Source organism: Curtobacterium sp. MCPF17_050, from assembly GCF_003224435.2.
In the GTDB taxonomy this organism is placed as follows: Bacteria; Actinomycetota; Actinomycetes; order Actinomycetales; family Microbacteriaceae; genus Curtobacterium.
In genome coordinates, this window is the sequence record NZ_CP126250.1 from 1,149,006 (window position 1) to 1,171,697 (window position 22,692).

Consider the following 22,692-nt stretch of genomic DNA (forward strand, 5'->3'; position numbering starts at 1 on the left):
AAACAGTATCCGGTCGACACACCCGGGCCAAACACCTGTTCGAGCGTGTCGCAGGAAATCCCCCCACAGATCCCTCCGCGGGACTTGTGCATCCACCCGATCGAACGTATGTTCGGTACACGGCTTCGGTCGGCCCATCTGGACCGGTCGGACTCCGACGGCAAGCAGGAAGGCAACGACATGAGCACCAACGCCATCGCGGACACGCAGCACACCGCAGCACCCGCAGTGCGGACGCGTCTCCGTCTCACCCGTCGCGGGCGGGTCGTCTTCACGACCCTCGCCGCCCTTCCCGTGCTGTTCTGCGTCGGGATCGCGATGCTCAACGGCGGTCAGGCATCTGCCGGTGACCGGGCGGCCGACGTGCACTTCGACACGGTCACGGTCCAGCCGGGCGAGACCCTGTGGCAGCTGGCCGAGCAGACCGCGCCCGACTCCGACCCGCGCGACTTCGTCCAGGACGTCGTGAGCCTCAACGCACTCGACGGCTCGGGTGTGCAGGCCGGCCAGGAGATCGCCATCCCGGCCCAGTACGGCAACTGACCGTCCGACCGTCGGGTGTCCGACGCGATCACCGATCGCGCACCGTCCGGACGGGCAGCGAGCCCCGAGGTGGCGCGGCCTACGATGGATCGGTGGCAATCACGCTCGAAGACCTCCCCATCCGCGACGACCTGCGCGGGCAGAGCCCCTACGGCGCCCCGCAGAAGCACGTCCGCGTGCAGCTCAACGTCAACGAGAACACGCATCCCGTGCCGGAGGACGTCGCGGAGGACATCGTCGCCTCGGTCCGCCGAGCGCTGACGACCGTGAACCGCTACCCGGACCGCGAGTTCACCGAGCTGCGGGAGTCACTCGCCGGGTACCTCGGGCACGGACTCGGACCGGAGTCGATCTGGGCGGCGAACGGCTCGAACGAGGTCATCCAACAGCTCCTCCAGGCCTTCGGTGGACCGGGGCGGAGCGTGCTCGGGTTCCCGCCCACCTACTCGATGCACTCGATCATCGCGTCGGGGACCGGCACCGCGTGGATCCCCGCCGAGCGTGACGATGCGTTCCGGATCTCGCCGGAGACGGCCGTGGCCGCGGTCACCGCCCACCGGCCGGACCTCGTCTTCCTCTGCGGGCCGAACAACCCGACCGGGACGCCACTCGAGCTCGCCACGATCGAGGCCGTGTACAACGCGACCGACGGCATCGTGATGGTCGACGAGGCGTACGCCGAGTTCATGCCGGTCGGGCAGCCGACCGCGCTCACCCTTCTGCCCGGTCGGGAGCGCCTGGTCGTGTCCCGCACCATGAGCAAGGCCTTCGCCTTCGCCGGCGCCCGGGTCGGCTACCTCGCCGCGGACCCCGCCGTCATCGACGCGCTCCGCCTCGTGCGCCTGCCGTACCACCTGTCCGCCTTGACCCAGGCCGCGGCCGTCGCCGCCCTCCGGCACGCCCCGGAGATGCTGCGCATGGTCGACGACATCCGCGGGCAGCGCGACCGCATGGTGACGGAACTGCGCGCGATGGGGTACCAGCCGCACGAGACGTGGTCGAACTTCGTGCTGTTCGGCGGGGTCGCCGACCCGCGTGCAGCGTTCGAGTCGCTGCTCGAGCGCGACGTGATCGTGCGCGACCTCGGCATCCCGAACCACCTCCGCGTGAGCGCCGGGACGGCGGAGGAGACCACCGCCTTCCTCGACGCCATGCGCGCGGTCGCCGCCGAGCAGCCGCCCGTTAGGGTTGCAGCATGACCGCGCGCACCGCCGAGATCACCCGCTCGACGAGCGAGTCGACCGTGTCCCTGTCGCTCGACCTCGACGGCACCGGGAAGTCCGAGATCGCGACGAGCGTGCCGTTCTTCGACCACATGCTGACGGCGTTCAGCAAGCACTCCCTGATCGACCTGCGCGTGCAGAGCTCCGGTGACACGGACATCGACGTGCACCACACGGTCGAGGACTCCGGCATCGTGCTGGGGCAGGCGCTCCGGCAGGCGCTCGGCGACCGCGCGGGCATCGGCCGCTACGGGGACGCCCTCGTCCCGCTCGACGAAGCCCTGGCGCAGGCGGTCGTCGACGTGTCCGGTCGTCCGTACCTCGTCCACACCGGAGAGCCCGCCGGCTTCGAGTTCCACCGGATCGGCGGACACTTCACCGGGTCCATGGTCCGGCACGTGTTCGAGGCGATCACGATGAACGCCGGCATCACCGTCCACGTCCGCGTCCTCGACGGGCGCGACCCCCACCACATCGCGGAGGCCGAGTTCAAGGCCTTCGCCCGGGCCATGCGCCGCGCGGTCGAACTCGACCCGCGCGTCGACGGCATCCCGTCCACGAAGGGCACGCTGTGAGCACCACCCGGCCGAACGTCGTCGTCCTGGACTACGGCTCCGGCAACGTCCACTCCGCCGCGAAGGCGCTCGAGCGCGCCGGCGCCGACGTGACGCTCTCGAACGACAAGCGGGCAGCGCTCGAGGCCGACGGGCTCCTGGTCCCCGGTGTCGGCGCGTTCGCCGCGGTCGTCGACCAGCTCGAGGGGGTGCGCGGCGGCGAGATCGTCGACCACCGCCTGGCTGGTGGGCGGCCCGTGCTCGGTATCTGCGTCGGCATGCAGGTCCTGTTCGAGCGCGGCGTCGAGCGCGGTGCCGACGTCGAGGGCCTCGGGCAGTGGCCCGGCGTCGTCGAGCCGATCGAGGCCGAGGTTGTGCCGCACATGGGCTGGAACACGGTCGAGGCCCCCGAGGACTCCGTGCTGTTCGACGGCCTCCGCGACGAGCGCTTCTACTTCGTGCACTCCTACGGCGTCACCGACTTCCCGCTCGAGGCGTACGGGCCGTTCCGTGCGCCGAAGCTCACCTGGGCCGAGCACGGGGAACGGTTCATCGCTGCGGTCGAGAACGGCCCGCTGAGCGCCACGCAGTTCCACCCGGAGAAGTCCGGCGAGCCGGGCATCCGCCTCCTCCGCAACTGGGTCTCGTCGCTGTGACCCCCGATCCCGACGGGACCATGACCGAGCTCTCCACCACCCAGCCCCTCGTCCTGCTGCCGGCCGTCGACGTCGTCGACGGCCAGGCCGTGCGCCTCACCCAGGGCGAAGCCGGCAGCGAGACCGGGTACGGCGACCCCGTCGTCGCGGCCCGCACCTGGCGTGACCAGGGGGCGGAGTGGATCCACCTCGTGGACCTCGACGCGGCGTTCGGTCGTGGCGACAACCGCAGGGTGATCGCGCACGCCGTCCGCGAGGTCGAGGGCGTCTCCGTCGAACTCTCCGGCGGTATCCGCGACGACGCCTCGCTCGAGGCCGCCCTCGCCACCGGCGCCGCCCGGGTCAACCTCGGCACGGCCGCGCTCGAGAACCCCGACTGGGCCGCGCGGGTCATCGGGCAGTACGGCGAGCAGATCGCCGTGGGGCTCGACGTCCGCGGCACCACCCTCGCAAGCCGGGGATGGACCGAGGACGCGGGCGACCTCTGGGAGGTGCTCGACCGGCTCGAGGACGCCGGCTGCGCCCGGTACGTCGTCACCGACGTCACGAAGGACGGCACGCTGCAGGGCCCGAACGTCGACCTGCTGCGCCAGGTGTGCGACCGGACCGACCAGCCCGTGGTGGCCTCGGGCGGCATCTCGACGCTCGACGACCTGCGTGCGCTCCGCGAACTCGTGCCGCACGGTCTCGAGGGCGCGATCATCGGCAAGGCGCTGTACTCAGGGGCGTTCACGCTCCCGGCCGCGCTCGACATCGCCTCGGAGTAGTCCGTGGCGGGGATCTCGAACGGCCGCGGCACCGGCCCGGAACCCGACGACCGGACCGCCGAGGAGCACGCGGCGCACGACCACACCGCCGACTCCGCGGGGAACCCCTGGGCCGGTCGGACGTTCGACGCACACGACACGACGTTTGCCGAGGACGACGGCCTGGCCGACCCGGACCTCGTCGCCGCGATCACCGCGGTCGCCTCGGGAGGCCCGCACGGCGCCGTCGTGGACGCCCTGCGCTCAGCACGTCTGCTCATCCCGCTCGTCGCCGAAGCGGGCGACGTCGGGGAGACGCCGGACGGGCGCAGCGTCGACAAGACGCAGGAACTGTCGATCGTGACCGTGGCCGGCCCGGACGGCCGCGCCGTCATGCCCGCCTTCACCTCGGTCGAGGCGATGCGCGCCTGGGACGCCGGTGCCCGTCCGATCCCGGTCGAGTCCCGCCGGGTGGCGATGGCCGCGGCGAGCGAGGACACGCAACTCGTCGTGCTCGACCCCACGGCAGCGACCGAGTTCGTCCTGCGGCGGCCCGCGGTGTGGGCGCTCGGGCAGGACCTGCCCTGGACGCCGTGCTCCGAGGACCCCGAGGTCGCGCGGGCCTTCGCCGGCACGATCGAGACCGAACCGGCCGTGGTCCGGGTCGAGCTGTCACCGGGGGACCCGCTCTCCCGGTTCGCCGGGCCCGAGCTCACGGTCGGCCTGCGACTCATCGCCGGGCTCGACCGCGAGCAGGTGACGGAACTGGTCGGGCGCCTGCAGCAGCGGTGGGCCACCGATCCGGTGATCGCGGAACGCGTCGACAGCATGCGCGTCGCCCTCCGCGCCGCCTGATCACGGCCCTGCGACGACCGGGAGGCCCGTGTCCGGTCCGACCCGCGGGTCCGCCCGCTCGGCGGTGCGGCCCGGTGAGCCGCGGGTGCGCCGGTACGATGGCCGGGTGAGCAGCATCCCGACGACAGCCTCCGGTACCGGCGACATCGTCACGGGTCCGACCGGTCGGCCCGTGCGGGCGTTCCCCGTGCCGGACGAGCTGGACGGCCACGGTCCGGCGCGCATCATCTCCCTGTGCAACCAGAAGGGCGGGGTCGGCAAGACCACCACCGCCATCAACCTCGGTGCCGCGCTGGCCGAGTACGGGCGGAAGGTGCTGGCAGTCGACTTCGACCCGCAGGGTGCCCTCTCCGCCGGCCTGGGCGTGCGGACGCACGACATCCCCACCGTCTACGACCTGCTCATGGGCGCCGTGAAGGACCCGAACCAGGTCATCCAGCCGACGAACGTGCCGTTGCTCGACGTCATCCCGGCGAACATCGACCTGTCCGCGGCCGAGGTGCACCTGGTCAACGAGGTCGCCCGGGAGCAGATCCTCGCGAGCGTGCTGCGGAAGGTGTCGAACGACTACGACGTCATCCTCATCGACTGCCAGCCCTCGCTCGGCCTCCTGACCGTGAACGCCCTGACGGCCGCGCACGGTGTGCTCATCCCGCTCGAGTGCGAGTTCTTCGCCCTCCGCGGTGTCGCGCTGCTCATCGAGACCATCGACAAGGTGCGCGACCGGCTCAACCCGGCCCTGACGCTCGACGGCATCCTCCCGACCATGTACGACTCGCGGACACTGCACTCGCGGGAGGTCATGGAGCGGGTCGTCGAGACGTTCGGTGACCGTGTCCTCGACACCGTCATCGGGCGCACCGTGAAGTTCCCGGACGCCACGGTGTCCGCACGGCCGATCACGCAGACGGCTCCCGAGCACGCCGCGGCCCACGCCTACCGGCAGCTGGCCCGAGAGCTCGTCCAGCGTGGCGCCGTCGCCTGAGGACCCGGCCACGAGCCTCCCGTCCGGCACGCCCGGACCCGTCGACGACGCGCGCGACGCGCCGGTCGGCACCACGACGGCACCCGGGTTCCGGGTGCGTCTCAGCAACTTCGACGGACCGTTCGACCTGCTGCTCTCGCTCATCACGAAACACGAGCTCGACATCACCGAGGTCGCCCTCAGCGCGGTCACGGGGGAGTTCATCGCGTACGTGCGACAGGCCGAGTCGAGCGACGAACTCGACGAGGCGAGCGAGTTCCTCGTCGTCGCTGCGACGCTCCTCGACCTGAAGATCGTCGGACTGCTCCCGCAGGGTGAACTCGTGGACGCCGAGGACGTGGCGCTCCTCGAGGCCCGCGACCTGCTCTTCGCACGACTGCTGCAGTACCGGGCGTTCAAGCAGGCCGCGGACTGGTTCGGCGACCGCTGGGCGACCGAGTCCCGACGGCACGTCCGGAGCGTCCGGCTCGAGGAACGGTTCCGCGCCCGGACCCCGGAGCTGGTGTGGACGCTCTCCGTGCAGGACTTCGCGGCGCTGGCGGCACTGGCGTTCGCCCCGCGGGAGATCCCGACCGTCGGGCTCGACCACCTGCACGCCCCCGCCGTGAGCATCCGGGAGCAGGCCGCCATCGTCGTGTCCCTCCTGCGCACCCGCGCCGACGAGGGGTCGCCGGACGTGACGTTCCGCGAGGTGATCGCGGGCGTCGACCAGGCGGGTATCGTGGTGGCTCGTTTCCTCGCGATCCTGGAGCTGTACCGGAACGCCTCCATCTCGTTCGAGCAACTCGAACCACTCGGGGAACTGATCCTCCGGTGGACCGCGCTCGACTGGACGGACGAGAGCCTCGCGAACCTGGGAGCCGACTATGACGGATGACGTGCACGCTCGCGGTGCGCGCGCCCGCGCCGGTGGATCCGCCGAGCCGGGTGGCTCGGACGAGATCGAGGACGCCCGAGCCCTGGAAGCCGAGCTCCGTGCTGCCGCAGCGGCACGGGCCGACGCGCCCGCTCACGCCGCGCCTCCCGTCGAGGCATCGATCGACCGTCAACTCGAAGCGATCCTGATGATCGCGGACCAGCCGCAGTCGCTCGTGGCACTCGCCGCCGCCGTCGGGGAACCGGTGGCCGTCGTCCGGCAGGCGGTCGACCGCCTGGTGGCCGACTTCGACGGCGTCGACGGCACGGTCCGCCGCGGGTTCGAGCTCCGGGAGGTCGGCGGGGGCTGGCGCTTCTACGTCCGCTCGGAACTCGACGCCGTCGTCGAGCAGTTCGTCGAGGCCGAGCGTCCGGCACGGCTGTCCCAGGCAGCCCTCGAGACGCTGGCCGTGGTCGCCTACAAGCAGCCGATCACCCGTTCCCAGATCGCCGCGATCCGGGCCGTCAACGTCGACGGCGTGGTCCGGACCCTCGTCGCGCGCGGCCTCATCGAGGAGTCGTTCACCGACTCCGAGACCGGCGCCATCAACTACGTCACCTCCGAGTTGCTGCTCCAGCAGCTCGGCATCAACTCGCTCGACGAGCTTCCGCTCATCTCGCCCCTCCTGGAGGACGGCGCGGACGGCTTCGGGCAGACCGAAGGGATCCCCGATGGCCGGGTTTGACCAGAACGACAGACCACGACGAGACGACGACCGCCGCGGCGGCTCCGGACGCGCGGGCGGTGACCGGCCGGGAGGCGCGGGCCGCCGTGACGACGCACCTCGCGGTCGCGACGGGGCCGGCTCCGGCGGGTACCGCGGGCGGGACGACCGTGGTGCGGGTGCGGGTGACCGCGGTGGCTACCGCGGGCGCGACGACCGTGCTGGCGGAGACCGTGGTGGGTACCGCGGCGGCGAGGACCGGGGTGCCGGTGGGTACCGCGGGCGCGACGACCGTGCCGGTGGCGACCGTGGTGGGTACCGCGGCGGCGACGACCGGGGTGCCGGTGGGTACCGCGGGCGCGACGACCGTGCCGGTGGGGACCGCTCGACGGGCGGGTACCGCGGGCGCGACGACCGCGGCTCCTCGGACCGCGGTGCGTACCGCGGTCGCGACGAGCGTGGTGCCGGCGACCGGGGCGGGTACCGCGGGAGCGACGACCGCGGGGCCGGTGGGTACCGCGGGCGGGACGACCGGGGCGGCGACCGTCCGACCGGTGGGTACCGCGGGCGTGACGATCGGGGCGGCGACCGTCCGACCGGTGGGTACCGCGGGCGGGACGACCGGGGCGGCGACCGATCGACCGGTGGGTACCGCGGCGGTGACGACCGGTCCTCCGGTGGCTTCCGAGGGCGTGACGACCGTGGCGGCGACCGTCCGACGGGTGGCTTCCGAGGCCGTGACGACCGTTCCGGCGGGTACCGCGGCGGAGACGACCGGTCTTCCGGTGGCTTCCGCGGACGTCCGGACCGTGACGCGCGCAGCTCCGACCGTCGCTCGGACGACCGTGGCGGCTTCGTGAGTCGGGACGATGACCGCGGCCGATTCGTGCGCCGCGACGACTCCGACCGTCGGCCCGGCGCTGGCGCCCGTGACGACCAGCGCGGTGGGTACCGCGGTGGTGACCGGCCGCGCGACGACCGTGGCGCGGAGCGTGGCGGACACCAGGGACGTGACTTCCGCGGCGGCGGCCGCGATGACCAGCGCGGTGGGTACCGCGGCCGTGACGACCGCGGGGCCACCCGTCGGTCGGACGACCGGGGTGCCGAGCGTGGCGGCGACCCGCGCCGCGACGACCGCCGGAGCCCGGACGGCGCCCCGAGCAGCGTCTGGCACAACGGCCGCCGCTACGTCGGTGGCACGACCAGCCCGCGCAACGACCCCGCACGCAAGCGCACGACGCCCCTGCCCGCCGGGGAACGCGACGACGAGGGTCGTCCCGCCGAGGGCACACCCGAACGCCCGATCATCCCGGACTGGGACCCGGCGGACGGGACGACGACCGACGGAGGCGAGCCGGACCTCCAGGAGGGTGGTGAGCGTCTGCAGAAGGTGATCGCCGCTGCCGGCGTCGCCAGCCGTCGTGTCGCGGAGAACCTCATCGCCGAAGGGCGCGTGACGGTGAACGGCGAGGTGGCGGACATGCTCGGTCGCCGCGTCGACCCGGACACCGACGAGGTCGCCGTCGACGGTGTGCCGGTGCAGACCGACACCTCGCGGCGGTACGTCGTCCTCAACAAGCCGACCGGCGTGGTCTCGAGCATGCAGGACGAGCACGACCGCCCGGACCTGTCCCAGTTCGTCGACCGGTTCGAGGAGCGCCTGTTCAACGTCGGCCGCCTCGACTACGACACGGCCGGCCTGATCATCCTGACGAACGACGGAGCCCTCGCGCACGTGCTGGCCCACCCGTCGTTCGGCGTGACGAAGACCTACGTCGCGAAGGTCGACGGCACGATGACGCCCTCCACGCTGCAGCTGCTGCTCGACGGCATCGACCTGGAGGACGGGCCGATCGCCGCCGACAAGGCGCGCCTGCTCGAGTCGTCGCGCGGGGAGTCCCTGGTCGAGATCACCCTGCACTCCGGCCGCAACCGCATCGTCCGGCGGATGCTCGAGGCGATCGGGCACCCGGTCCTCGAACTCGTCCGACGGTCCTTCGGACCGCTCCAGCTCGGCAGCCTCGCGCCGGGCCAGGTGCGGGAACTCACCACCGTCGAGCTCGGCAAGCTGCTCAGCATCGCGCGGACCGCGGGGACCCGCACGGGTGACGACGAGGCGGAGAGCACGGACTGACCGGCTCACGGACGGCGCCGGCGCAGGTGGGGGAGTTCCCCACAGGCCCGGCGCCGTCCCGTTCCCGGGCCGTACCGCTCGCTAGGCTTGCGGCGTGACCGATGCCACTCCGCCCGCCCGCTCCGACGACCCTGGGTCGTCGGAGATCGACCGGCGACTTCGCGGTCCGGTGCGGATCGTCGGGACCGGCCTGCTGGGCGCCTCGATCGGCCTCGCCCTGCGTGACAAGGGAGTGGACGTCATCCTGGACGACGTGTCCCCCGCCGCGTTGGCGCTCGCCGTCGACTACGGCGCCGGACGCCGCCCTGCGCCGGGTGACGCACCGGAGCTCATCGTCGTCGCGGTGCCGCCGGACGTCACGGCCAGCGTCGTGGAACGGGAGCTCGCTGTCTTCCCGGACGCCGTCGTGACGGACGTCGCGAGCGTGAAGTCCGGGCCACTCGAACGACTCCGTGCCGTCGGCGCGGACGTCTCGCGCTACATCGGCTCACACCCGATGGCCGGTCGGGAACGCAGCGGGCCGACCGCCGCCCGGGCCGACCTGTTCATCGGCCGTCCGTGGGTGATCGCCGGACACGACGACATCACCCACCAGCGAGCTGCCCCGGTGGAGCACCTGGCGCTCGACCTCGGCGCGACCGTCGTCCCGATGGACCCCGCATCCCACGACCAGGCGGTCGCCGTCGTCTCCCACGTCCCGCAACTGGTGTCGACGCTCATGGCCTCACGACTCCGGGACGCTCCGGGGGAGGCCCTCGGGCTCGCCGGCGGCGGGGTGCGCGACGTCACGCGCATCGCCGCGAGCGACCCGGGTCTGTGGGTGCAGATCATCGGCGCGAATGCCGCACACATCCGACCGGTGCTGACCGACCTGCGGGACGAGCTCGACCGGGTGATCGACGCGCTCGCCGACCCGACGGCCCCCGGGTCGCCCCGCAGCCTGGCCGAGACCATCGCGTCCGGCAACCGGGGTGTCGAGCGGTTGCCCGGCAAGCACGGCTCCACCGCCCGGTTCGCCCGTGTCGTCGTCCTGATCGACGACCGTCCCGGACAGTTCGCCGCGCTCCTCACCACCATCGGGGAGCTCGGCATCAACCTCGAGGACCTGCACCTCGAACACTCGCCACGGGCGCAGATCGGCATCGTCGAGGTGTCGGTGGTCCCCGAGCACGAACAGCGACTCGTCGAGGAACTCGAGGGTCGCGGATGGAGGATCGCAGCAGCATGGGCCTGAACGAGCACGACACCGCACTCGAGTCCGGCGTGACCGGGGGCCCGGACGGCCCCGACGCCGGACTGCCGACCCCTGTCGACCAGCCCGGACCCCTCGGCGGCGGCGACGTCACCGGTGGTCCGGACGGCCAGGGTGCCGGTGAACTCGGCTCCACGCGTGACCCGATGCCCGCGGGGCTCCCGGCCGGCGCGTTCGTCGCGAAGTTCGTCATCGCGGTGGATGGCCCCGCAGGCAGCGGCAAGTCGAGCGTGTCCCGCGCCGCGGCGCGCGCACTCGGCTTCGGCTACCAGGACACCGGCGCCGCCTACCGTGCGCTCGCGTGGCACGCCCTGCAGCTCGGCGTCGACCTCGACGACCCGGCCGCGGTCCTGGCCAGCTGGGACCACTTCGACTACGAGATCGGCACCGACCCCGACGCCTACTTCGTGCGCGTCGGCGGTGTCGACGTCACGGACGCGATCCGGACGCCCGAGGTCACGGCGGCGGTCGCGCACATCGCGAAGCTGCCCGACGTGCGCGCGAAGCTCGTCGCGCTCTTCCGGCAGGTCATGCGGAAGGCGGACGGACAGGGCATCATCACCGAGGGACGCGACATCACGACGGTCGTCGCACCGGACGCCGAAGTCCGCATCCTGTTGACCGCCGACGAATCCGTTAGGATGGCACGTCGGTCGGCAGAGGTCACGACCCAGTCGGCCGAAGAGACCTCGGCCGCCCTCGCCCGTCGGGACGCTGCCGATGCGAAGGTCGTCGACTTCATGAACGCCGCCGACGGCGTCACCACCCTCGACTCCACCGACCTCGACTTCGACCAGACCGTGCAGGCGGTGGTCGACCTGGCCCGCTCGGCCACAAACTGACGACGAGGCGGCCACACGGCCGCACGTGAACCACGAACACGCGGCCGACCGGCCGCCGGCAAGGAAACCACCATGGCGCAGCTGGACGACCGAAGCGACGACGACTTCCCCGAGTACGACGACTCCCTCGGCGAGCGGCTCGCCGACATCGACGAGGCCGAAGCGGACCAGCGTGCGAGCGCGCTCCGTGCCGGGCTCGAGGACTACGACCTCGACGAGGAGGACATCGCACTCCTCGAAGCCGGCAAGCTCGGCGTCGACGGCGTCGCGTACCTGCCGGCGCTGCCGGTGCTCGCGATCGTCGGGCGTCCGAACGTCGGCAAGTCGCAGCTCGTGAACCGCATCCTCGGGCGGCGTGAAGCCGTCGTGCAGGACACCCCGGGTGTCACGCGTGACCGCGTCAGCTACAAGGCCGAGTGGAACGACAAGCGGTTCACCATCGTCGACACCGGCGGGTGGGAGCCCGACGCGAAGGGCATCAACGCCTCGGTCGCCGCCCAGGCCGAGGTCGCGATCGACCTCGCCGACGCGGTGCTCTTCGTCGTGGACGTCACGGTCGGCATCACCGCGACCGACGAGCACGTCGTGAAGATGCTGCGCGGCACCGACCGTCCGGTCATCGTCGTCGCGAACAAGTCCGACGACGAGCGCCGCGACCTCGAGGCCCACGCGCTGTGGAACCTCGGCCTCGGCGAGCCGCACCCGGTCTCGGCCCTGCACGGTCGCGGTGTCGCGGACCTCCTGGACCTCATCATCGCGACGCTGCCCGACGTGTCCGCGGTCGCGAAGCAGGAGATCGGTGGCCCGCGTCGCGTGGCGATCCTCGGCCGCCCGAACGTCGGCAAGAGCTCGCTGCTCAACAAGGCCGCCGGCGAGGAGCGCGTGGTCGTCAACGAGCTCGCGGGGACGACCCGTGACCCGGTGGACGAGCAGGTCGAACTCGGTGGCAAGACCTGGCGCTTCGTCGACACCGCCGGCATCCGGAAGCGCGTGCACATGCAGCAGGGGGCCGACTTCTACGCCTCGCTCCGCACGACCGCCGCCCTAGAGAAGGCCGAGGTCGCCGTCGTCGTCCTCGACGTGACCGAACCGGTGTCGGTGCAGGACCTCCGCATCATCGACCTCGTGCTCGAGTCCGGGCGCGCACTCGTCCTGGCCTACAACAAGTGGGACCTGCTCGACGACGAGCGCCGCCGTTACCTGGAGCGCGAGATCGAGCAGGACCTGGCGCACGTCACCTGGGCTCCGCGCGTGAACATCTCCGCCCGCACCGGACGCCACCTCGAGAAGCTCGTGCCGGCGCTCGAGACCGCACTCGAGTCGTGGGACACCCGCATCCCGACCGGCAAGGTCAACGCCTTCGTCGCCGAACTCGTCCAGGAGCACCCGCACCCGGTCCGCGGTGGCAAGCAGCCGCGCATCCTGTTCGCCACGCAGGCGTCGACCCAGCCGCCGACCTTCGTGCTGTTCACGTCGGCGTTCCTCGACCCGCAGTACCGCCGGTTCATCACACGGCGCCTCCGCGAGGTCTGGGGCTTCGACGGCACCCCGATCATCGTCAACATGCGCGTCCGCGAGCGCCGGAAGCGCTGACCGGTCATGGCCGCGCCGCGAGGGGAGCGATCGACGTCACCGCGTCGGTCGCCCCTCGTGGCGGGGCTGGTCCTGCTCGTCGCGGTCGGCGTCGGCGCGGTCGCGCTGCGGTCCGCTCCAGATGACCGGACGTCGGCGTCCACGCCGTCGCCGTCCCCGAGCACGGACGGACCCCGGATGGCCATCGGCCACGGCTTCATCCCGGACGAGCCGACGTCCGACGCGACGGTCGTCCCGTCCGGCGCTGGCGCGGGCACCGGTGCTGCTCCCAGCGGTGACACGACCGTGGTCGACGCCGCGACCGGACTGCCCGTCGACGACGGGCAGGCGTCGGCTCCCTGGTGGCGACGGGCTCTGCCGATCGCGGGCGACCTCGTTCCGATCCGAGATGACGTCCGGGGCACCGTCCGCCTCGAGGTCGTCGGGGAACAGGTCGTCCAGATCACCCTCACCGGTGTCCGGGTCGATGCGGGGTCCGGGGCGACCGGGTCGCACGTCGGTGCCGTGCGGGTCCAGCTGTCCTCGGGTGACGTCGTGGGGACCGACCGAGCACGGTGGACCGGTGACGACGTTCCGGCCGACTTCGGCTCGTTCACGCCGGACGGCGAACACCCCGTGTTGGTCATCGTCGACCCGCAGGACCTGCCGTCGGTGGTGCACTCCGTCCTGCTCGTCGACGCCGGCACCGGTGCCGTGCTCGGCGGAGCGGAGTTGCTGCCCGTCTCCTGACCGGGGCAGCCGTGCGCGCTGTGGTGCGTGCGGGATGGATGGCAGCGCCCGACCGCTCGTCCGAGGGAGGGTCGGTGACCGCGGCGCGGACCCCGCGTGGCTACGCCGCAGATCCCGGGGCCCCGCCATAGATCCGGTGGCCCCGCGATGTGGCCGGATGGGGCACCATGGGACGGTGACGCCGCACCCGCCCGCCCTCTCCGCGCGGGCGGACCGCGCGTGGACGCGACTGCGGCTCGACCGCCTCGCAGGCGGACGACAGGGCGGCTACGTCATCCGGGAGGACATGCTCGCCCACCCGGACACCGTCCGGTCGTTCCGCTGGATCCGCTGGCTGCTCGTCGCCGAGACCGTCGTCGGACTGACCGCGGTCCTCGTCGCCGTGCTCCTGACCCGGGCCGGCCAGGACGTCCCGTGGGCGGTCTGGTTCCGCGCGACGGTCGTGCTGCTCATCACCCTGACGCTGTACGTGTTCGCGTGGCGGGCGCAGCTCGGGTACTACTGGGCGTACCAGCGGCTGCGGCTGTTCAGCCGGGTCTTCCCGATCGTGACGCTGGTGATCGCGGCGATCCCCGGGTTGTACCCGTTCTGGATGGTCATCGAGCAGATCGTCTTCTCGGTCCTCATGGTCGGGATCGGGGACGTGCTGACGAGCGACCACATGCGGAGCACCTTCCCGAGGCCGGCCCGCCGCGAGGCACGGTAGCCGGGGCGGACCCGACCGCGTACCCCAGGACCACCGAGGATGCGTGTCGCCCGGACCACGAGGAGCATCGTGGGTCGTATGACCACCACCTCCCTCCCCGGCGGCACCTACCGCATCGCTGACGACCTCGACCTGACCCGCGTCGGGTACGGCGCCATGCAGCTGGCCGGGCCGCACGTGTTCGGACCGCCTGCCGACCACGACGAGGCCGTCCGGGTGCTCCGGACCGTCGTCGACCTCGGCATCACGCACATCGACACCGCCGAGTTCTACGGCCCGCACGTCACGAACGAGCTCATCCGCGAAGCACTCGCGCCGTACCCGGAGGACGTCCACATCGTGACGAAGGTCGGGTCGGTCCGAGACGCGAAGGGCAACTGGGTGCCGACCCGAGAGCCCGACGACCTCGTCGCGCAGGTGCACGAGAACCTCCGCACCCTCGGACTCGACCGGCTCGACGTCGTGAACATCCGCATGGGCGGGTTCGACGCCCCGGAGCCGGGTTCGATCGCCCCGCAGGTCGAGGCACTCGCCCGCCTGCAGGAGGAGGGGCTCGTCCGGCACATCGGTCTGTCGACCGTCAGCGCGGAGCAGCTCGCGGAGGCGCAGAGCTACGTGCCGATCGTCTGCGTGCAGAACATGTACAACGTCGCCCGCCGACAGGACGACGCCCTCGTCGACCTCACCGCGTCGCAGGGCATCGCGTACGTGCCGTACTTCCCGCTCGGTGGGTTCTCGCCGATCCAGTCCGGAGCACTCGACCGGGTCGCGGCGCGCCTGGAGGTGTCGCGGCTCACGGTCGCCCTGTCATGGCTGCTCCAGCGGTCGCCGAACATGCTGCTCATCCCGGGGACGTCGTCGGTCGCGCACCTCCGGGACAACATCGCGTCCGCCGGGTTCGTGCTGCCGGACGACGCCGTGGCGGAACTCGACGCGATCGGGACGGCCGCGTAGCGGCCGGGGCGGACGGGAGGCGCGTGACGACCCCGCCGCGCCCCTCCCGGCCACCCGTCGGTCGGTGGCGGTCGGTGGCGGCCGGTCAGGCGACGGTGGCGAGCGCGAACGGCAGCACGGCGGACGCTCCGGCCCGGCGGAGTTCGCGACCCGCGACCGTCATCGTCCACCGGCTGTCGACCAGGTCGTCCACGAGCAGCACCGGCCCCTCGTGTGCCTGCAGTGCGGCGGCCAGCTCCGGGCCGACGACGAAGGTGTCCCAGACGCCGGACAACCGGTAGGCGCTGTTCGTCGCACCGTCGCCGCGCGGGACGCCGCCGTCGCGGTCCAGGGTGCCGAGGTGCTGCAGCCGCCCGATCGAGGACAGGGCCTGCGCGAGCGAGCCGACGAGCTGCGGGCGGGAGCGCGAGGACAGCGCCACCACGCCGGTCGGTCGGACCTCCCAGGGCCAGTCCTTCAGCGCTCGGACGCAGCCGTCGACGAGTTCGCGGGACACCGGCCCGTCCGGGGTGCCGGTCGCGAACAGCGCCCGGAGCGGCCCGCCCCACCCGAGGTCGGTGAGTCGCGCGACCGCACGGCCCGGGGCCACGAGTTCCCCGGCCGGGATCTTGCCCTTCACCGCGACCCCGAGGGACGCCATGCCCGAGGGCCACTGCGCACGCGGGGCGATCTCGACGCCGACCTGGTCGAGCGCGGTCGCGGCGCCGGAGCGGTCCGCGTCGGAGACGTCCGTCGGGTACCAGGCGCCGGCGCAGTTGTCGCACCGGCCGCACGGCTCGGCCGTGGGGTCGTCGAGGTCCTGCTGGAGGAGCTGCATCCGGCACGCGCTCGTCGACTCGTACGCCAGCATCGACGCGGCCTCGGCGGCACGGGCAGCGGCGACGCGCTCGTAGCGAGCGGCGTCGTACTCCCACGGGCGGCCGGTGGTGACCCAGCCGCCGCCGACACGACGGACGGCACCGTCGACGTCGAGCACCTTGAGCAGGAGCTCGAGCGTCGACCGCTTGATGTCGACGAGCCCTTCGAGTGCGACGGTCGACATGGCGCTGTCGGGGGAGAGTGCACCGAGCACGGCCGAGGCGCGCGACTCGGTCGGCATGGACGCGCTCGCGAAGTACTGCCAGATCTCCTGGTCCTCGCGTCCGGGCAGCAGCAGCACGTCGGCGTTGTCCGTCGCGCGGCCTGCACGACCGATCTGCTGGTAGTAGGCGACCGGCGAGGACGGCGCGCCGATGTGCACGACGAAACCGAGGTCGGGCTTGTCGAACCCCATGCCGAGCGCACTCGTCGCGACCAGGGCCTTCAGCTCGTTGCCCTTCAACTGCCCTTCGAGCTGCTCGCGTTCCTCGTTGTCGGTCCGGCCGGTGTACGCGCGGACGGCGTACCCGGACTCGCGCAGCAGGCGGGCGATGTCCTCGGCAGCCGAGACCGTGAGCGTGTAGATGATGCCGCTGCCGGGCAGGTCGCCGAGGTGCGCGAGCAACCAGCCGAGCCGGGCGCGGGCGTCGGGCAGTGTGAGCACGCCGAGCCGCAGCGAGGCTCGCGCGAGCGACCCACGGATGGTGAACACCGGGTCCTCGGGGCCGGCGGTGAGTTGCTCGGCGACGTCCTCGACCACGCGCTCGTTCGCGGTCGCCGTCGTCGCGAGCACCGGCACGCCGTGCGGCAGGGAGCGGATGAGCTCGGCCAGGCGCCGGTAGTCGGGTCGGAAGTCGTGCCCCCAGTCGGAGATGCAGTGCGCTTCGTCGACGACGAGCATCCCCATCCGCCCGATGAGCGCGGGCAGCTGTTCGTCGCGGAACTTCGGGTTGTTGAGCCGCTCGGGGGAGACGAGGAGCACGTCGACCTCGTCACGGGCGAGGGCGGCCTGCGTCTCGGTCCACTCGTGCGCGTTCGCCGAGTTGATGGACACCGCTCGCACCCCGGCCCGTGCGGCCGCCGCGACCTGGTCCCGCATGAGTGCGAGCAGCGGCGACACGAGCACGGTCGGCCCGCCGCCCCGGCGCCGCAGCAGCAGGGTGGCGAGGAAGTAGACGGCCGACTTGCCCCACCCGGTGCGCTGCACGACGAGGGCGCGCTGCCGGTGCTCGACGAGCGCGGAGATCGCCTCGAGTTGCCCCGGGTGGAAGACGGCGTCGACCCGACCGGTCAGGGCCTGCAGGGCCTCCTGCGCCTCGGCGGCGATCGCAGCGGACGGCGCCGGACCGGCCGACGACGCGACCCCCGCGGCAGGCGGGACGGAGGAGGCAGCAGGTGGGTTCATGCCCCCATGCTGTCAGGACCGACCGACGAACCCGGCCACGAGCCATGACGCTGAGGAGGACCCGCGACCACTCACTGGTAGGTGACCAGGGACGGGGTCGGCTGCACCTCGGCCATCGTCTGCTCCGGCGTCAGCATCGGCGAGTCCTCGTCGTGGAAGTTCTTCCACCCCCAGTGCAGCCCCTCCGGACCGCCCTCGTGCAGCGCCTTCCAGGTCGCCTGCTTGTCCGGTTGCGCGCCCTGCCCGTCGACGTGCACGAGCAGGTCGAGCTCCGGGTGTGAGGTGAGCGAGCCGCGGTCGACGATCATCGACGACCGGAACTGATGCAACACGAGTGCCTTCGGCGGCAGCCCCTGCCGGCGGACGAGCTCCGCGAGCCACGCCGACACCTCGTCCACCTCCCGCGCACCGACCGAGCCGATCTGCTCGAGCGGGACCTGGTCGGGCCCGAGTCGCCACTCCGGGTCGAGCGCCAACCACACGTCCGGCCGCCGCAGCAGCGACTCGTACCGTTGCGCCTGGGAGAGGAAGTCGCTCCGCCCGGGCTGCAGGTCGATGATGGTCGGCATGCCGGCCTCGTGCGCGGCGTCGACGTACGGCTCGAGGGTCGACACGGGCAGCTCGCGTGAGTAGTCGCCGTCCGCTCCGGCCTCGCCGGCGGCGACGGTCGCGATCACCTCGAAGGCGGGCGTCACGGGCACGTCGGAGATCCCGCGGTACTCCCGCGCGAGGGCCTTGGCCCGCCGCACGCTCGCCGCCGGGTCCTGTTCGCCGAGCACCCCGAGCACGGGCGCGCCCGGAGCGCCGTACAGGGCCGTGTACCGGTGGCCGTCGAAGGGCCGCCGCCCGCCGTCACCGATCCGGTACCCGGTCTGCGCCGCCCGGACGACCCACTCGGGGTCGCCGAGGTCCGCGAAGGCGGCACCGAGCAGCAGCGTCGGCCGACCCTCCGCACCGTGCAGCGCCCGCACCACGTCGCCCGACGCGGCAGGGTCCGACACGCCCGAGGGCATCTCCACCAGCTGGGCACCGGCAGCCCGCGCGGTCGCCACGGCCGCGGCATCCGAGGACCGGTCCGCCACGAGCACCGTCTGCCGGGAGGCCCGCTCCGCCTCCGCCCGCTGGCCTCCTTCCGGCGCGTCCCGCTCGGCGACGTCCGTGTCGAGCGAGACCCTGCCGACCGCCTGGTACCAGGACGCGTCGAGTCGCTCGAGCTCGGCGTCGACCGCCTCCGGTCCCGTGCCCACGAGGAGCGCGGGGACGTGCGCGCGCACCGCGGCGCTCGCCGCCCGCCGCACGGCTTCGGCGTCGTCCGCCGGCGCCACGACCGCCCCGGGAGCGGACCGGAACACGGCCCGACTCGTCCGGACCGACCGCTCGGCGGCGGAGTCCTGGGCGACGACCGTGACGGTGTCGGACGCCACGCGGGTCAGGGTCGGCCGCGGCTCCGGCGCGGCACCGGAACAGGCGGTGACACCGAGGACGAGGCCGGTCACCGCGAGCGCGAGCAGGGGACGAACGGGTCGGGAACGCATCGAGCCACCATAGGAGCCGGGCGACAGCCAGCCTGGGAACCGGGTCAGTCCGGTCGGTAGAACGGGAGCATGCTCCGACAGGCCGACGACCGACCGACCATCGGGCCGGTGTCGCCTCCCGATCTGCACTGCATGACCCTCAACCTGCGCCGCCAGGTACCCCGGCCCGCCGGGCACCCGGACGCGTGGGAGCACCGCCGGGACGCCGTCGTCGCGCTCGTCGCCTCCGAGCAGCCGACCGTGCTCGCCGTCCAGGAGGCCCTGCGCCGGCAGGCGGTCGACCTCGCCACCGGCATCGGCGAACGGTGGGAAGCCGTCCTCCTCGGGCGGGACCGCCACGGCGACGGCGAGGCCGTCGGGGTCCTCGTCGACACCGAGCGCTGCACCGTCGTCGAACGCCGCTCGTGGGCGCTCTCCCGCCGACCGCTTCGCCCCGGCAGCCGCGCCTGGGCCACCGCCTTCCCCCGCCACGCGGTCGGCGTGGTCCTCGACGACCACGCCACCGGCAGACGCTTCCTCGCCCTGGCGACGCACCTCGACGTCGTCTCGCCGTGGGCGCGGCTCCGGTCTGCGCAACTCCTCGGCAGGATCGTGGCCGAGTCCGCGCTGCCGGCCGTCGTGATGGCCGACTTCAACAGTGCGGCAGGATCCGCGCCGTGGCGTGCGCTGGCGGACGCAGGTGTCCCCGACACCTGGGGGCGGGCCTCCCGTCCGGAAACGCCGGAGGTCGGGACGTACGCCGCGTACCGGGAGCCCCGCGCCGACCGGCCACGCATCGACGGCGTGCTCGCGACCGAGACGGCCGTCGTGTCCCGCGTCGCCGTGTCCACCAGGCGGCCCGGGGGAGTGTGGCCCTCGGACCACCTCGCCGTGCACGCCGTCCTGTCGTTCGGAGCGAGCGCGTGATCGCCACCCTCGGGCTGACGTTCCTCCGCCGACCGCACGGCGCCGTCTGGGCCGCCGACCTGCTCCGGATCGTGACGCTCGTCAGCGTGCCCGTCGCCGCCGTCGGATGGGGCGCGGTGGCGTTCGCCGTGATGGCGCTCGCACTCCTCGGCGCCGTCGTCCCACGCATGCTCGGCCTCCGCCCGACGTTCGACGCAGCGGTCGTCCTGCTGAGCCTGGTCGCCGCGTGGAGCAGCATGCTCGACTGGTACACGACCGTGTTCCTGTGGGACAAGGTCGTGCACGTCATCCTGGTCGGCCTGCTCGCCGGGCTGCTCTACGTCATCGCCTCGGACGTCGGGGTCATCGCCTCGGCCCCGCGTGCAGGGGTGCTGCTCTCCGCCCTCGTGGCGCTCGCCGCGGGGATGGCGATCGGCTCCGTGTGGGAGATCGGCGAGTGGCTCGGGCACAACTTCGTCGACGACACGATCGTCGTCGGCTACGACGACACCATCGGCGACCTGGCCGCGGACGGGGCCGGCGCGTTGCTCGCCGGGTTCGCACTGCCGTGGTTGTCGCGGGAGCGGCGGGTCGACCGACCGGGTCAGGCTGCCCAGGGTGTCGGCGCTCGCCGCGAGGGCACGTCGGCGCTGCACACGCAGGGTTGACGCGCGCGGGCTGCGGGCCGTGGCGCGGTGGGGCTCGCGCTTCCGCTATGCTGGATGGGCTGCTCCGCGCTCGGTCGGGTGGGGAGCAGGGCCTGCAGTGTCCTTCGTGGACGCGGGGTCTGGGTCCGTACGGACTCACGGGCTGTGGCGCAGCTTGGTAGCGCACTTGACTGGGGGTCAAGGGGTCGCAGGTTCAAATCCTGTCAGCCCGACCGACAGCCCCGACGGAACCGAGTTCCGTCGGGGCTTCTTCGTTCTCCTGACGCGATTCTCGTTCGGTGACGGGTGCGAACTCGGCCGCGTCCCGTGGCACTTCCGCCACGGCGGGAGGTACGACGTGACGCTGGTCGCCGACGCCCACACGACGACAGACGCCGAGCACGACGGAGTGGCCATCACCGGCGAGCAGATCGTGGCCCACACGAACATGTACTTCGCCGGACTGCGCTACCCCGGCCGACAGTTCGCCGCCTTGTCGCACGGCGCCGTCGCCCTCTCGTCCGCGCGGTAGGCGACCATCCATCGCGGGGCCGGCCTCCGCGTCACCCGGGTCGCGGTGTTGCCGTCGCTCGCACGCCTGGGGCAGGATCACCACATGACGGGGGAACGCGGAGACCGAGCACGGGTGGTCGCGGTGAGCAGGGACAGCAGCCACGACTTCAGCAAACCCGTCGTGGACGAGGTGACGCTCGTCGAGGGCCTGGGCGTCGAGGGTGACGCACATGCGGGACGCACGGTGCAGCACCGATCGCGTGTGGCTCGGGACCCACTGCAGCCGAACCTGCGCCAAGTGCACCTGATCCACGCCGAGCTCTTCGACGAGGTGGCTGAGGTCGGCTTCGCGGTCGCGCCGGGCGAGATGGGCGAGAACATCACGACGCGGGGGATCGACCTCCTCGGACTGTCGACCGGTGCACTGCTCCACCTCGGAGCCGACGCCTGCGTCCGCGTGACCGGGTTGCGGAACCCGTGCCAGCAGATCAACGACTTCGAGCCCGGTCTCCTCCGCGAGGTGTTGGGTCGCGCCGAGGACGGCTCGGTGCGACGCAGAGGCGGCGTCATGGCAGTCGTCGTCTCGGGCGGAACGGTCCGGGCCGGTGATCCCATCCGCGTGGAGAACCCGGCGGGCGACCACCAGCCGCTCGGCCCGGTGTGACCGCGGCCCCCCGGGACCGGCGTCACGTCGCTGGTCCGTGTCCTTGCGATCGCGCCACCGAGGACTGCATCATCGGCCCTGCGAGGATCGACACGTGATCCTCCACGGGGCGCTGACGACGCTCGAACCCATCACGCCGGACCTCGCAGCTCGTGTCGTGGCGCGTGACGAGCGTCCCGGTGATGACTGGCACGCCGAATACCCCTTCGCGGATGAGCTCGACCCGCTGCGGTCGTTGGCGACCGCGTCGGCGGTGGACCCCGACTTCACGATGTACCTCGTCCGGCGTACGTCGGACGGTCTCGCCGTCGGCGGGTTCGGCTTCTTCGGCCCGCCGGATGCATCGGGGACGGTCGAGTTCGGGTACGGCCTGGTCCCGTCGGCTCGGGGCGCCGGTCTGGCGACGGAGGCAGTGGGACTGGCTCTCGACCGCGGCCGTCTGCGGCGCGCGCGCCGCGGCGGCGGACACGGACGTGACGAACACGGCATCGCAGCGCGTCCTCGAGTCGAACGGCCTGGCGGAGGTCGACCGCCGTGGGTCACTCGTGTTCTACCGGCGGGAGTTGCCTGCCCACCGTGCCCACGGTGAACAGCGCGCCGCCCGCGACGAGCACGGCGCTCGCGGCACCGAAGCAGCGGGGGAGTAGTCGGCGCCGGAGTCGAGGAAGCGGCGCCGCATCGGTGCCCCCTTCGGTGCGACCGGAGCGGTGTCCCTCGCGATCGGCGTGCCGGTCACCGGCCACCGCGTTCACCCTCGGACTCCGGACAGCCCTCGCGAAGCCCCTCGGGACAGCGCGGCAGCGGTGGCGGTCCCGGCCGAGGGGATGACCCGG

The 22,692-nt window shown here is 72.6% G+C and carries 24 protein-coding genes, 1 tRNA gene and 1 pseudogene; 24 read left to right on the forward strand and 2 right to left on the reverse strand.

What is annotated here, in order from left to right:
- The first annotated feature begins 180 nt into the window (after positions 1 to 180).
- From DEJ34_RS05480 to DEJ34_RS05560, 17 genes are all read left to right on the forward strand, one after another.
- Positions 181 to 543 (forward strand): LysM peptidoglycan-binding domain-containing protein, encoded by a 363-nt coding sequence (locus DEJ34_RS05480; protein WP_110890610.1) that lies wholly within the window; start codon positions 181 to 183, stop codon positions 541 to 543.
- A gap of 92 nt (positions 544 to 635) precedes the next feature.
- Positions 636 to 1,742: a histidinol-phosphate transaminase gene (locus tag DEJ34_RS05485; RefSeq protein WP_110911595.1), complete on the forward strand. Its 1,107-nt coding sequence runs from the start codon at positions 636 to 638 to the stop codon at positions 1,740 to 1,742.
- Entirely contained in the window at positions 1,739 to 2,341 is a 603-nt protein-coding gene (hisB, locus tag DEJ34_RS05490) for an imidazoleglycerol-phosphate dehydratase HisB (protein ID WP_110911596.1), read from the forward strand. Before DEJ34_RS05485 ends, hisB begins: the two co-directional genes overlap by 4 nt.
- On the forward strand, positions 2,338 to 2,976 hold the full coding sequence (hisH, locus tag DEJ34_RS05495; RefSeq protein ID WP_110911597.1) for an imidazole glycerol phosphate synthase subunit HisH: 639 nt from the start codon (positions 2,338 to 2,340) through the stop codon (positions 2,974 to 2,976). Before hisB ends, hisH begins: the two co-directional genes overlap by 4 nt.
- 20 nt (positions 2,977 to 2,996) lie before the next feature.
- Positions 2,997 to 3,743 (forward strand): bifunctional 1-(5-phosphoribosyl)-5-((5-phosphoribosylamino)methylideneamino)imidazole-4-carboxamide isomerase/phosphoribosylanthranilate isomerase PriA, encoded by a 747-nt coding sequence (gene priA / locus DEJ34_RS05500; RefSeq protein WP_110823893.1) that lies wholly within the window; start codon positions 2,997 to 2,999, stop codon positions 3,741 to 3,743.
- A gap of 3 nt (positions 3,744 to 3,746) precedes the next feature.
- Positions 3,747 to 4,577: an SseB family protein gene (locus DEJ34_RS05505; protein WP_110900739.1), complete on the forward strand. Its 831-nt coding sequence runs from the start codon at positions 3,747 to 3,749 to the stop codon at positions 4,575 to 4,577.
- Between the two features lie 106 nt (positions 4,578 to 4,683).
- Complete coding sequence (locus DEJ34_RS05510) at positions 4,684 to 5,562, forward strand: ParA family protein (RefSeq protein ID WP_110900771.1); 879 nt, start codon at positions 4,684 to 4,686, stop codon at positions 5,560 to 5,562.
- A complete protein-coding gene (locus DEJ34_RS05515) occupies positions 5,546 to 6,439 on the forward strand; it encodes a segregation and condensation protein A (protein ID WP_502864351.1) in 894 nt (297 codons plus the stop codon). Before DEJ34_RS05510 ends, DEJ34_RS05515 begins: the two co-directional genes overlap by 17 nt.
- Positions 6,429 to 7,163, forward strand: coding sequence for an SMC-Scp complex subunit ScpB (scpB, locus tag DEJ34_RS05520; RefSeq protein ID WP_110911598.1), 735 nt, complete (start codon positions 6,429 to 6,431; stop codon positions 7,161 to 7,163). Before DEJ34_RS05515 ends, scpB begins: the two co-directional genes overlap by 11 nt.
- Positions 7,160 to 8,002, forward strand: coding sequence for a hypothetical protein (locus tag DEJ34_RS05525; protein WP_284180711.1), 843 nt, complete (start codon positions 7,160 to 7,162; stop codon positions 8,000 to 8,002). The genes scpB and DEJ34_RS05525 overlap by 4 nt, the downstream gene beginning before the upstream one ends.
- Before the next feature lie 521 nt (positions 8,003 to 8,523).
- Entirely contained in the window at positions 8,524 to 9,276 is a 753-nt protein-coding gene (locus DEJ34_RS05530) for a pseudouridine synthase (protein WP_258368351.1), read from the forward strand.
- Positions 9,277 to 9,370: 94 nt separating this feature from the next.
- Positions 9,371 to 10,510, forward strand: coding sequence for a prephenate dehydrogenase (locus DEJ34_RS05535; RefSeq protein WP_110900742.1), 1,140 nt, complete (start codon positions 9,371 to 9,373; stop codon positions 10,508 to 10,510).
- Positions 10,511 to 10,674: 164 nt separating this feature from the next.
- Positions 10,675 to 11,370 (forward strand): (d)CMP kinase, encoded by a 696-nt coding sequence (gene cmk / locus DEJ34_RS05540; RefSeq protein WP_110900773.1) that lies wholly within the window; start codon positions 10,675 to 10,677, stop codon positions 11,368 to 11,370.
- Positions 11,371 to 11,442: 72 nt separating this feature from the next.
- Positions 11,443 to 12,963 (forward strand): ribosome biogenesis GTPase Der, encoded by a 1,521-nt coding sequence (der, locus tag DEJ34_RS05545; protein WP_110823898.1) that lies wholly within the window; start codon positions 11,443 to 11,445, stop codon positions 12,961 to 12,963.
- A gap of 57 nt (positions 12,964 to 13,020) precedes the next feature.
- Positions 13,021 to 13,692 carry a hypothetical protein gene (locus DEJ34_RS05550; RefSeq protein ID WP_110900743.1) on the forward strand — a complete coding sequence of 224 codons (672 nt, stop codon included), beginning with the start codon at positions 13,021 to 13,023 and terminating at the stop codon, positions 13,690 to 13,692.
- 175 nt (positions 13,693 to 13,867) lie between these two features.
- The gene (locus tag DEJ34_RS05555; protein WP_181436226.1) at positions 13,868 to 14,398 is read left to right on the forward strand and encodes a hypothetical protein; all 531 of its coding nucleotides are present in this window, start codon (positions 13,868 to 13,870) and stop codon (positions 14,396 to 14,398) included.
- A gap of 78 nt (positions 14,399 to 14,476) precedes the next feature.
- Positions 14,477 to 15,352 carry an oxidoreductase gene (locus DEJ34_RS05560; RefSeq protein ID WP_110900745.1) on the forward strand — a complete coding sequence of 292 codons (876 nt, stop codon included), beginning with the start codon at positions 14,477 to 14,479 and terminating at the stop codon, positions 15,350 to 15,352.
- Positions 15,353 to 15,437: 85 nt separating this feature from the next.
- Here the strand turns inward: DEJ34_RS05560 and DEJ34_RS05565 are convergent, their stop codons facing one another.
- The gene (locus DEJ34_RS05565; protein WP_110900746.1) at positions 15,438 to 17,615 is read right to left on the reverse strand and encodes a RecQ family ATP-dependent DNA helicase; all 2,178 of its coding nucleotides are present in this window, start codon (positions 17,613 to 17,615) and stop codon (positions 15,438 to 15,440) included.
- Positions 17,616 to 17,686: 71 nt separating this feature from the next.
- Positions 17,687 to 19,150, reverse strand: a complete 1,464-nt coding sequence (locus tag DEJ34_RS05570) for a hypothetical protein (protein ID WP_110900747.1) — start codon at positions 19,148 to 19,150, stop codon at positions 17,687 to 17,689.
- A gap of 69 nt (positions 19,151 to 19,219) precedes the next feature.
- Here DEJ34_RS05570 and DEJ34_RS05575 point away from each other — a divergent pair, with 69 nt between their 5' ends.
- The 7 genes and pseudogenes from DEJ34_RS05575 (at position 19,220) to DEJ34_RS05605 (ending at position 22,506) form a co-directional block, all read left to right on the forward strand.
- Entirely contained in the window at positions 19,220 to 20,056 is an 837-nt protein-coding gene (locus DEJ34_RS05575; protein WP_110900748.1) for an endonuclease/exonuclease/phosphatase family protein, read from the forward strand.
- Positions 20,053 to 20,703, forward strand: a complete 651-nt coding sequence (locus DEJ34_RS05580) for a DUF2238 domain-containing protein (RefSeq protein ID WP_110911600.1) — start codon at positions 20,053 to 20,055, stop codon at positions 20,701 to 20,703. Before DEJ34_RS05575 ends, DEJ34_RS05580 begins: the two co-directional genes overlap by 4 nt.
- A gap of 138 nt (positions 20,704 to 20,841) precedes the next feature.
- Positions 20,842 to 20,915: transfer RNA gene (locus tag DEJ34_RS05585), tRNA-Pro, on the forward strand.
- Between the two features lie 125 nt (positions 20,916 to 21,040).
- Positions 21,041 to 21,214, forward strand: a complete 174-nt coding sequence (locus tag DEJ34_RS05590; protein WP_181420604.1) for a hypothetical protein — start codon at positions 21,041 to 21,043, stop codon at positions 21,212 to 21,214.
- A gap of 84 nt (positions 21,215 to 21,298) precedes the next feature.
- A complete protein-coding gene (locus DEJ34_RS05595) occupies positions 21,299 to 21,859 on the forward strand; it encodes an MOSC domain-containing protein (protein ID WP_110823905.1) in 561 nt (186 codons plus the stop codon).
- 157 nt (positions 21,860 to 22,016) lie between these two features.
- A pseudogene (locus DEJ34_RS05600) lies at positions 22,017 to 22,235 on the forward strand (GNAT family N-acetyltransferase); the annotation flags it as partial.
- 97 nt (positions 22,236 to 22,332) lie between these two features.
- Complete coding sequence (locus DEJ34_RS05605) at positions 22,333 to 22,506, forward strand: hypothetical protein (RefSeq protein WP_258368352.1); 174 nt, start codon at positions 22,333 to 22,335, stop codon at positions 22,504 to 22,506.
- Positions 22,507 to 22,692: the final 186 nt, after the last annotated feature.

Coding starts and splice junctions, on each gene's coding strand:
- DEJ34_RS05480 (WP_110890610.1), top strand. CDS start 181: ATGAGCACCAACGCCATCGCGGACACGCAGCACACCGCAGCACCCGCA.
- hisB (WP_110911596.1), top strand. CDS start 1,739: ATGACCGCGCGCACCGCCGAGATCACCCGCTCGACGAGCGAGTCGACC.
- priA (WP_110823893.1), top strand. CDS start 2,997: ATGACCGAGCTCTCCACCACCCAGCCCCTCGTCCTGCTGCCGGCCGTC.
- scpB (WP_110911598.1), top strand. CDS start 6,429: ATGACGGATGACGTGCACGCTCGCGGTGCGCGCGCCCGCGCCGGTGGA.
- cmk (WP_110900773.1), top strand. CDS start 10,675: ATGCCCGCGGGGCTCCCGGCCGGCGCGTTCGTCGCGAAGTTCGTCATC.
- der (WP_110823898.1), top strand. CDS start 11,443: ATGGCGCAGCTGGACGACCGAAGCGACGACGACTTCCCCGAGTACGAC.
- DEJ34_RS05560 (WP_110900745.1), top strand. CDS start 14,477: ATGACCACCACCTCCCTCCCCGGCGGCACCTACCGCATCGCTGACGAC.
- DEJ34_RS05565 (WP_110900746.1), bottom strand. CDS start 17,615: ATGAACCCACCTGCTGCCTCCTCCGTCCCGCCTGCCGCGGGGGTCGCG.
- DEJ34_RS05570 (WP_110900747.1), bottom strand. CDS start 19,150: ATGCGTTCCCGACCCGTTCGTCCCCTGCTCGCGCTCGCGGTGACCGGC.
- DEJ34_RS05575 (WP_110900748.1), top strand. CDS start 19,220: ATGCTCCGACAGGCCGACGACCGACCGACCATCGGGCCGGTGTCGCCT.
- DEJ34_RS05595 (WP_110823905.1), top strand. CDS start 21,299: ATGACGGGGGAACGCGGAGACCGAGCACGGGTGGTCGCGGTGAGCAGG.